Origin of the sequence: Nostoc sp. (assembly GCF_035638895.1) — a bacterium.
Classification (GTDB): domain Bacteria; phylum Cyanobacteriota; class Cyanobacteriia; order Cyanobacteriales; family Nostocaceae; genus Nostoc.
The window spans coordinates 1-2,002 of record NZ_DASQZC010000666.1 but is presented as its reverse complement, the minus strand read 5'-3'; the positions used below and the strand labels follow the sequence as shown (position 1 = coordinate 2,002).

2 protein-coding genes are annotated in these 2,002 nt (G+C 44.7%); one reads left to right on the top strand and one right to left on the bottom strand.

Features of this window, described 5'->3' with window-relative positions:
* Nucleotides 1–119: 119 nt before the first annotated feature.
* Nucleotides 120–404: a hypothetical protein gene (locus VE944_RS31270; protein ID WP_324986818.1), complete on the top strand. Its 285-nt coding sequence runs from the start codon at nt 120–122 to the stop codon at nt 402–404.
* A gap of 136 nt (nt 405–540) precedes the next feature.
* Here VE944_RS31270 and VE944_RS31265 read toward each other — a convergent pair whose 3' ends face one another.
* Complete coding sequence (locus tag VE944_RS31265) at nt 541–1,716, bottom strand: RBBP9/YdeN family alpha/beta hydrolase (protein ID WP_324986816.1); 1,176 nt, start codon at nt 1,714–1,716, stop codon at nt 541–543.
* Nucleotides 1,717–2,002 lie beyond the last annotated feature (286 nt).

Sequence of the window (2,002 nt, the reverse complement as noted above, 5' to 3'; positions counted from 1 at the left end):
ATTAACCCAAATGTCCGCTCAGGTTTAGCCATCAACTGCATGATGATTTAGTTTCTCACCTCCTATGGAAAATGATCTAACCCCCTAATCCCCTAACTCCCTTCCCTAGCAGGGAATCTATGGTGTACACACAAGTTGAATTACCCCCCTTAATCCTACGCCACTTGCTACAACGGAGGGAACCTCCGCAACGCAGTCGCTCCCCTTGGAAAGCTACCGTGTACACACAAGTCGAATTTCTTCTTAAATCCCAAAGATTACCTGGGTGGGGTAAAACTAAAGCTAAAACCTTAGTAAATCAGGTTTCAGGTGAGGTTTTGATAATTTATGCAATAAATATATTGAATTCGGGTGGTCGTTTATTGAATTCGGGCGGTCGTTTATTGAATTCAAGCAGTGGTTAGGGTGGAGTAAAACCCAGATTCTTGAAGAACTTCAGACTTGTGTGTACACCGTAGCCTTTACAATGGGAGCCACTGCGTTGGGCGGGCAATACCTGATTTAAAGCAATTGGCGTAAGGGTTAGGGTGGAGTAAACCATTATGGCAACCTTGAAATAATCGCCTCCCAGGTTTTGGCATTTGTCCAATAAGCGCCGTGAGAACGGGGAAATGGTTGTCTGCTATCCACTTGCACATCCTGCACGCGATCGCGGAAAATTCTATTACCCACGTAACTGAGAAAATCCCGTAAATCGTAGATATTCAACCATTGCGGGAAATGCTCTGGCAATAACTGCCCATATTCTAAGCTGTAGAGGGCGTTAATCTCATATAAAAATGGTGCTTGGGAACCAACTGTTACCAATAATTCCACCTGAGACAACTGCTGCTGCACTAGCAAATCTACACAAGCGATACCTCCCAAGCTATGGGCGATTAAAACCACTGGCGGTTCTGCTTGGGCAATTTGTTGCTGGATAAACGCCCTGATTTTTTCACCCCGCGTCTGATACAACAAAATATCACCAGGCATAGGCGAAATTTTATCAGTTAACTCAAGGCGGTTTCCCCTTATATAATTTGTTCCGCCGTGCTGTGCTAGTTCAACAATTGGCTTTAATAACCAGCCACCCAATCCTAACTCTGCTTCTCCCAAAGCCAGAGTCAGCAATTCCACAACTTTATCGCGCAATTGGGCATCGGTGAGTATGGGGGGAAACTTTTCTTGCTGTTCGCTAATAAACATTGCTTGAGCCACAACTGCTCTAGCTATTGGTGCATAATACTCACTCAAATCAGATTCGGAAACTGTGAGCAATGCCCGTTGATATGGTTCACTGTGGATAACCGCCTCTCGTGTTGGCTCAAATACCTCTGCAATTCCCGCCTCTTGCAACTTAGTTTGCAGTTGAGATGTCGGTGTGAGACTGGCTACACGAGATTGTAAAACATCCCCTGGTTCTTCCCCAAAGGCATTTCCTGACTCAATCGGTTTCAAAGACAACAGCCGCAATTCATACAGAGGATCGCGGTATAATTGCCCCCACAACACAATATCTGCGTCTTCTTCTCCTGGAGATAAAGCCAGTGTCGCATCTTCCAAGGGTACTGATGCCCGATTATCATTGAATTTTGCACCTAATACACCCCAAAGGCAGGGAGCAACTTTGATGTCAGGACGTTGAGCGTGAATCTTTTGCTCAATTATCTGAAAAGTTTCGTTGTATTCTCGTTCCCTAATGCCTGTGCCATGTACAAATATTACAGTAGTCACAATAATTCGTAATTTATAATTCGTAATGACGCTCGCGGACTCGCTACCGCTACGCTAACGTAATTTTTACCCCATACCTGAGTTAGGAGCTTGAAATAATGATACTACGCGTTTTTATATTTCCATTGATGAATCAAGAAGCTTGTAAGTAACTACGCAAAATTAATTACAGTCATTGCGAGCGTTCGCGCAGCGTCTCGTAGAGAAGCAAAGCAATCCCAGCCCTTGCGATTGCTACCCTTCGGGAAGGCTTCGCCTACATTTCGCTTCGCTGCATTCGCAATGA

Excerpts from the sequence above, each read along its gene's own strand:
- VE944_RS31270 (WP_324986818.1), top strand. The coding sequence starts at position 120 with ATGGTGTACACACAAGTTGAATTACCCCCCTTAATCCTACGCCACTTG.